The sequence below is a fragment of the Nostoc parmelioides FACHB-3921 genome (assembly GCF_014696625.1).
Classification (GTDB): Bacteria; Cyanobacteriota; Cyanobacteriia; order Cyanobacteriales; family Nostocaceae; genus Trichormus; species Trichormus parmelioides.
On sequence record NZ_JACJQL010000030.1, the window covers coordinates 79161 to 85950 of the forward strand.

8 protein-coding genes are annotated in these 6790 nt (G+C 45.9%); 3 read left to right on the top strand and 5 right to left on the bottom strand.

The annotated features are described in order from the left end of the window. Positions 1-6: 6 nt before the first annotated feature. The 4 genes from H6G14_RS19180 to H6G14_RS19195 all read right to left on the bottom strand — a co-directional run bounded on the left by H6G14_RS19180 (position 7) and on the right by H6G14_RS19195 (position 4510). Positions 7-573 carry a hypothetical protein gene (locus H6G14_RS19180; RefSeq protein WP_190568907.1) on the bottom strand — a complete coding sequence of 189 codons (567 nt, stop codon included), beginning with the start codon at positions 571-573 and terminating at the stop codon, positions 7-9. A gap of 354 nt (positions 574-927) precedes the next feature. Continuing rightward, on the bottom strand, positions 928-2001 hold the full coding sequence (locus H6G14_RS19185; RefSeq protein ID WP_190568908.1) for a hypothetical protein: 1074 nt from the start codon (positions 1999-2001) through the stop codon (positions 928-930). Between the two features lie 32 nt (positions 2002-2033). Further along, a complete protein-coding gene (locus tag H6G14_RS19190) occupies positions 2034-2831 on the bottom strand; it encodes a BRO family protein (RefSeq protein WP_190568909.1) in 798 nt (265 codons plus the stop codon). Positions 2832-2923: 92 nt separating this feature from the next. Next, positions 2924-4510: a hypothetical protein gene (locus tag H6G14_RS19195; RefSeq protein ID WP_190568910.1), complete on the bottom strand. Its 1587-nt coding sequence runs from the start codon at positions 4508-4510 to the stop codon at positions 2924-2926. Positions 4511-4566: 56 nt separating this feature from the next. On the opposite strand from H6G14_RS19195, the gene H6G14_RS19200 reads away from it, so the two are divergent. Continuing rightward, entirely contained in the window at positions 4567-4728 is a 162-nt protein-coding gene (locus H6G14_RS19200) for a hypothetical protein (protein ID WP_190568911.1), read from the top strand. A gap of 114 nt (positions 4729-4842) precedes the next feature. Here the strand turns inward: H6G14_RS19200 and H6G14_RS19205 are convergent, their stop codons facing one another. Further along, positions 4843-5109, bottom strand: a complete 267-nt coding sequence (locus H6G14_RS19205) for a helix-turn-helix domain-containing protein (RefSeq protein WP_242053482.1) — start codon at positions 5107-5109, stop codon at positions 4843-4845. A 436-nt stretch (positions 5110-5545) separates the two neighbouring features. On the opposite strand from H6G14_RS19205, the gene H6G14_RS19210 reads away from it, so the two are divergent. Together H6G14_RS19210 and H6G14_RS19215 are read left to right on the top strand one after the other, a co-directional pair. Then, on the top strand, positions 5546-6208 hold the full coding sequence (locus tag H6G14_RS19210; RefSeq protein ID WP_190568912.1) for a hypothetical protein: 663 nt from the start codon (positions 5546-5548) through the stop codon (positions 6206-6208). A gap of 131 nt (positions 6209-6339) precedes the next feature. Beyond that, positions 6340-6648: a hypothetical protein gene (locus H6G14_RS19215; protein ID WP_190568920.1), complete on the top strand. Its 309-nt coding sequence runs from the start codon at positions 6340-6342 to the stop codon at positions 6646-6648. The last annotated feature ends 142 nt before the right edge of the window (positions 6649-6790 follow it).

Consider the following 6790-nt stretch of genomic DNA (forward strand, 5'->3'; position numbering starts at 1 on the left):
CGCACCCTACTGGCGCTGATGATTAATACTGGCATAATAGCCTTTGACATCCGTCCGAAACACGAAATCATGTAGCGGCAAATTCCGCGCCACCTCCCGCACCGCCGCCTTCATTCCCCCAGTTCCAGCCAAATGAAAACACCGGGGCGAAAGATGGGGTTGGAGGTGTTCGGTTAAAACAATTGCCATAGCCTTCAACACCAAAGCATCCAAAGAAGACCAATACTCCACCCGCTCATCTTCACCCCAAAACAATCGTAATTCCCGAAACTGATAGGTTCCTGCCCGTAATAGCTGCTGTATACGTAATTTTTTCTCCTGCCACCACCGCCGCACCTGCCAAACATCCGAATTAAAATGATGGTGGGCGCGTTTCTCACACATCCACGCAAAAGCCTGATCTAAAACCTCATCCGAAGCAATGCGATCAATTAACTTCATCCGATTGCCATCACCGATATAAGAGATATTGTAGTGTGATCGCTCTAGTGAAAAGGAGATGTGCAAGTAGGGGTGGGCAAAAGGCGAGAATTGGGGAATAAATTGTCTGATTTCGGGATTATTGCCCACCATACCAGACAACTTCAGGTGTTGCTGATATGAAAAGTTAAGTGCGATCGCTTGATTTTTGGTTATCTGGTGGTGCGATCGCTACGCACCGTCAATGGTTTATACTAAAAACGGATGATTGCTAGACTTTTGACTAGGCAAAAATCTTTATATATCAATACTTTTAGCGATTTTAAAACTAAAGCTGCAACCCGTCTTTAGTATAATCTAACGTCAGTTCGCGTTAAGGCTAATTTCTTATTCTTTCCACGAAAGAATAGATGTTGTAGCCAAAGTAAGAATCAGCTTCTCAGCTTATCCCGAACTCAGGTTAATCTACAACAAGCACGATGAGCTACGCTCCGCCGTAGGCGATCGCTACCCCCCCATCGGACACCGCCGCATCATCTCCGCCAACCCCACAGCCTCCCCATCCGGCGTGTACACGACCTCACCCGACATCGCAATCACAATCCTCTGCCGCCTCGCCCATTCAAACCATTCTTTCACAGCAGATTTGACCTGTGCGGATTCCGGCTTCCTCCCTTCCTTACAAGCAGCGACAAACACAGCTTCCGGTGACTTAATCCCTTTCCAAGTCCGCACTGCCTCCTTCAAATACGCGATCGCCCCTGGCACATTCTCCCAGTAACGCTTGACTGTACGCTGAATCTCTCCGTTTAGCCGAAACTGCGGAGTACAAGGTATTTCCCGTAGCTGTTGCAATACGGACTGTACCTCCTGCTGACTAGGCTGTACTGATTTTTCTTGTGCTTCAGTGTAATCATCATCACCAGAGTTTTCGTTATGAAAATCTGACACGGCGGAGGAAGAATGGCCTTCATGATGGTCTGTCTTGCTAGTCGAGTCAACTTGTTCTGGTTCATCAACGTAGTGAGTAATCTGGGGTAACTCTAACTCTGGGATTTGTTCTGCTCTTTCCTGCTCATACTCCAAAATCTCGTTTTCCAGTTCCTCACTTTTAAAAGGCTCAACAGCACTGTGTTGTTGTGAGGCGAAGTCTTTGAGAGGGAAGTCTTTGTTATGATCTGCTGCCTGTGAGCAGTTCGATAGTTCTAAATTGCTCACATCGATCTGCTGATTTTGACAAATCCGATTCCACAAGGCTTGTACGTTCTCAACGTTAACAGTGAACCAGTTAGCCTGATACCATGTTTTTTCGCTGTGACGGCAGACATCTATCAATTTAAAATTATCTCTCAAGTTAGCGATCGCTCGTCTGATGGCAGAAGGCTTGAGAAACGGTAGAGTTTCGCCCCAATCTTTGAGCGTCTTCCAAAACCAGCGCCGTCCGTCACGTTTAATGTGCTTCGATATTTGGCAATAGTAATGAATCTGCTGGAGCATCATTGCTTCAGTTAAACCAATCTCTGCGGCCAACAGGGGAGGAACCAACAGAGGGGATTCTGGAGTGATTAATTTACTAGTCATATATTTTACTCAATGTCTAAATTACTCAAGTTCTAAAACGGCATATTTTTTTGGTCTTCTTCTGGAGCCTGTGACCAAAATTCCCTGAGTGCTTGGAGTTTCGCCGCCTGCAACTGCTGTTTCTCTTGGGGCGATACTTCACCGACTAACTGCGCTACTTCATCGCGTTGCTTCTGCTTCATTTGGTCGGTACTGACAGAAGGCAGGGCTAACGGTTCAATTTGACCCTGCTGGGAGGGGCGAAAACCACGGCGACGAGACAAAAACTTGAAGTGGCGCTTATCCTGTGCAGGTAGCGATCGCCATACTTCGGCATCCCAGCCGGGGGGTGTAAAGTCAGATGATGGGGGTAAGAGCGTTTGGACTTGGGCTTGTAGTTGGGAGATCGCTTGACCTTGTTCTTGGATTACCCTGTTCTGCTGTTCAATTTTTGAGAGCAGTTGTGACAATAACTCTTGGGACTGTGGGGCTAACTCTGCCTCACGGGTTTTCACTGCAAAGTAATTCTGCGCTGCGGCTATCTCTGGTTTACGTGAATCCCCATTCATTGCTGTGAGGTAACATCCGTAGCGACTGAGCTTGAAATCGTCTCTAGGTCTACCTCCAGTACTTTTTGCGGGTAGCCGCAAAAAGTGTTTTTCGCTTTCAATGCCTATGTTTTCGCAAGCAGCGATCGCTCTGGATATGGCATCCTCAAATTGCCGCCACTGCTGATAACCCAAAATAGGCATTAACTCACGAGCTAACCAATACTCAGCCCCATCAGTATCAATTTGTTTAATCTGGTCAAATGGGCTATCAGTGGATTCAGATGATGAGATAGATTTCATATTGCCTCTAAATTTTGACGCATGAAAATATCAGCAGCATTTAAGCCATGCTGCATTCGGTTAGTTTTTGGGCTATTTAGTCGTTGCTAGTCTTACAACAGCCGTAATTCGTCTTTAGAATGTCGGAATGTTTTGTCTGTTCGGTCTTGCCAGTGATCCCACGCCACCCAGACTTCATCACCCAAGTCTTGAACTACTTCTCCTCTGGCTGTATATAAAGCACAGTAGATATCAGCATGAGCAACAATAGAACCAACACTTATACTTTTGGGTTGTGCGTCTTTCTCTAAGGTGGCGATTAGCTCTATCTCTTGTGGGGTTAACTGGGCTAAGTAGTCCTGTTCGATAACCTCATACTCTTTCGCCACTTTGAAATACTCCATCCATGTACACCCAGGCTTGGACAGCACAGCCCGAATATCGCTCACCGCTTGGGGTAGCAATTGCAATTGCTCGGCACGGTAAGCGATCGCCTGTGGTGTCGGCTCACTTCCTAGAAGTACAGCCGCAGCTTGCAAAGCTTGGGTGTTATTCATGGCACTGGCAAGATTACCCAAAGCAATACCCATCAAGCGTAAGCACTCCTGGGCATTCTCCTTTGGTGATTCCTTTGCCAGCAATCGTAGATCAATAGTATTTTCTAGCGATCGCTTCACTTCTTTATTAAGTGATTTGGCTGCCTGCTTGGTGAGAGTATTTCCCCACTGTTGGGCGGGATGTTCTTGTACAGCGTTCTCTAACTCCTGAATACGCTGCTTTAACTGCTGGTTCTCGTATTCCAACTGTCTCAATGCTTCCATCTCATCCAGGCGTTGCTGTAACTGGATGTTCTGTTCTTTGTGTTGTTGGAATAGTTGTTGGAGTGAGGTTAATTGTTCTTGTACTTGTTCTTCTGCCTTGGCTGTAGCTTCTGAGAGCAAGCCGATTCTCAAATCTTGTTCCAGCCTCTCCAATTCTTGCTGGTGCTGCTGTTTGAGTTGAGCAATGGCTTCGGCGTATTCTGAGGGAAGTTTTCTCTCTCTGGGGAAAGGAACACTCTTGGCATCTAAATCATTATTATTGACCAGTTCCTTGCTACCATCAGCAAAGGTTACAATCTGCTGCCAGTAGTTCGGGGGGTCTGCTTCGATTGTTCCCAATTCTCTATACCTGTGATGAGTTGGTGATGTAACCGTGACTGTGGCAGATTCAGGAACCACTGGTTCTTGAATTTCGGGAACCAGTGATTCCTGAGATGGTGCTTTTGTTCGTGGCAGGCGGGGAACCACTTTTTGAGCCGCAGCCGCAAAATCCGATTCACTGGGGGAGGGGTTCTCTTGTACTGCGATCGCTACAGCTTCCTTAAGCTTGTCTGGTTCATTGACTAAACGCAGCAAAGGACGGGCTTGACGCTCATTTTTGATGTGCTGCCCCAACTCTCCAACCGTATCAATGACTTTTTTAGCCCCTAGCAATTGGTTAATTCGTCGGTAGCCACCCCAGGCGGATAGTTCACGCTGGCAGTATTCTTTAAAATCAGCGTAGCCAGCTTCAAGGTATAGTTTCTGGTCACGCATTTGTAGCACTTCATTCACAGCCTGCCACTCAAAACGGTCGAGGGCAGTAAACGTTTCTTTGATGCCGGAGTTGAGAATACTGTAGTTAGGTGCTGATGTTGTTTCGCGGTCTAGTGTCAGCATATATGTTGCCCACTATTGGTAAATGCTGAAAACGGTTCCAAGCGCAATTTGCCAAAGTGAACACCCATGCTGATCTGGTGGATTACACCCTAAATGTGTCAGCATTATATTTAGCTCACTTTGTCGTAAACGGATTGAGCAGGCGATCGCGTAGCTGGCAGGCGGCGATCGCCTTCATCTATGAAAATTTAAGGAAGAATAGGTTTGGCCAAGGGTGATAGCCAAATAAATAGAAAGTAAAATAGTCAGGCATTTGATACAAGTAGAATTGTTGAGTTATTTGAGAAAACCTCAGAAAAACACAACAGGTATTAAAGCTTGGTTGTGTTTGATCATGCCGCCTCTTCACTATTAGATGAGAGTTGTCTTTTGGTACGCCTTTGAGGAATATCTTGTGGATCTCTCATTTCAAAAAGATCCCCAACAGTTCGATCAAAGTAATTACATAGGGTTTCAACGGTACTGACATCGACGCGACTGAAATTGTTGGTGAACAAACGGTTAACAGTAGTCACGTCTAAGCCAGTATCTCTTGCCAGTTGTCGTTGCGACAACTGGGGATCTTTTTCTGCCATCAAAACAGCTAATCGACAATACATTTTTTTATTCATTCCTCCATCGTACTTGTAGGCCATGTTAGCATAATGTTTGCGGTATCGCATACAAAATATGTAAATAAGCAATTAATGTATGAGCTATATTGACAAGTGTATGTATTTCCGCATATACTATAAGGTACAAGAGCAAAGGAAAATCTATTTTCAGCACTCTTCACAGCGATAAGCTGACATTTACTGAACCTTGAAAACTATATCCATTCACAAACAGAAGCCATCACTGGTTAGCTTCTGCAACCATCAGTCTTTGTCTTAGTAATGCTTAATGCAACTGACTTAGATATCGATGAAATGGCTACGCCAAATCTTTGTGAGTGCGTTGTGGCTCCCCCACAACGTGGTTCTTAAAAAATCAAAAGCGACCGCCCTGCCTGAGAAACATAGCGATCGCTTTCATCCATAACGGAGTTAAATAATTATGACTTACATTGCACATAGACAGCAACCCGTCAGCGAACAAACCCTAGCTCAAGCTGAACTACAGCAGCACATCAACCAGCAAGCCCAAGCTGTAGCACCGGAACTGTTGACATCACGCGAAATCGACTTCTACGAGCATGAATTGTACATCGGTGAAAGACTGGTTGCTCGGATTGTTTACGATGACGCAGATTTCGTCACCGAACGCTGGGTTGTGATGGTGAACAATGCCGAAGTATTCCGCCGCAGTTGGTGGCAGAAGTGCTTTGATGATACCCAATGGCATTACTCACGCGGCACACTCCCAGTACAAGAACCAGAAACCCCAGCCGCTACAACGGGTAACGAAATCATGGTGCAGATTTTCGATGCGTGTGAACAGTGCGGGTTGGAACTTCTCGATGATGGGATTTATACCCGTGATGGTGAGAAATTAGGCGCAGTCGGCTTTACTGATGGTAATTGGTGGGTCATCCGGGCTTCTTCAGTTGGGCAGCAAAAGGCTACGTGTGAGTCAGCGATCGCTGGAGTGCGGGTACTGTTGCAAGTTGAAGTGGTGGGCTGGGACGAACTTTTGGATAAACCATTCGACCAACTCAGTGCAGAGGAATGGTTGCTGATGATGGAATCTGAGCCAGTCAGCGAATTGGTCGCGGCTTAAGGGAATTAGTGGGCAATACTGCCCACTAACTTAAATGAAGCTGAACGGGTTCAATATAACCCTTCGTTTTGGAATCGTCTTTAGCCAATTTCTCTCAAAAGTCTACCAATCGCTTCACCCATCAATTCATCATGCAACCCACCATATCCATCCCAAAACATTGGGAGTATCCCCGCTTTACCTTTGGTCAACGCACCCAGCAAGGAGTCATTCTTGGACTCGAATATTATCGCGCCGATACTCAATTAGCTTACCAATACGGTCACGGATGGCGTTACGCTTTGATGCCACATAAGCAGTCTGAAGACATATTCCACTACCAGGAATCACAACTTAAATCACTTTCAACTCAAGAATTACTTGCACAAATCACAGCAGAACTCGAACAACACCAACTACAAATCGTGATTCTGCAACAGCAATTAGCAGCTATTAAATAAAGGAGGCAGCAATGGCTAGACCACAGAAGAACGGGAATGATTTGACTGCTACGAATTTGTTGCATTCCTTACGCTGCCGTGGAGGTTCTGCACCTTTGCATACTCTGGGTTTCTCTACAGGTGTTATTCAGTCCTTGCTGGA

Bases quoted from the DNA above. Each gene is read 5' to 3' on its own strand.
- H6G14_RS19205 (WP_242053482.1), bottom strand. From the start codon at position 5,109: ATGTATTGTCGATTAGCTGTTTTGATGGCAGAAAAAGATCCCCAGTTG.
- H6G14_RS19190 (WP_190568909.1), bottom strand. From the start codon at position 2,831: ATGAAATCTATCTCATCATCTGAATCCACTGATAGCCCATTTGACCAG.
- H6G14_RS19215 (WP_190568920.1), top strand. From the start codon at position 6,340: ATGCAACCCACCATATCCATCCCAAAACATTGGGAGTATCCCCGCTTT.
- H6G14_RS19185 (WP_190568908.1), bottom strand. From the start codon at position 2,001: ATGACTAGTAAATTAATCACTCCAGAATCCCCTCTGTTGGTTCCTCCC.
- H6G14_RS19180 (WP_190568907.1), bottom strand. From the start codon at position 573: ATGGTGGGCAATAATCCCGAAATCAGACAATTTATTCCCCAATTCTCG.
- H6G14_RS19195 (WP_190568910.1), bottom strand. From the start codon at position 4,510: ATGCTGACACTAGACCGCGAAACAACATCAGCACCTAACTACAGTATT.
- H6G14_RS19210 (WP_190568912.1), top strand. From the start codon at position 5,546: ATGACTTACATTGCACATAGACAGCAACCCGTCAGCGAACAAACCCTA.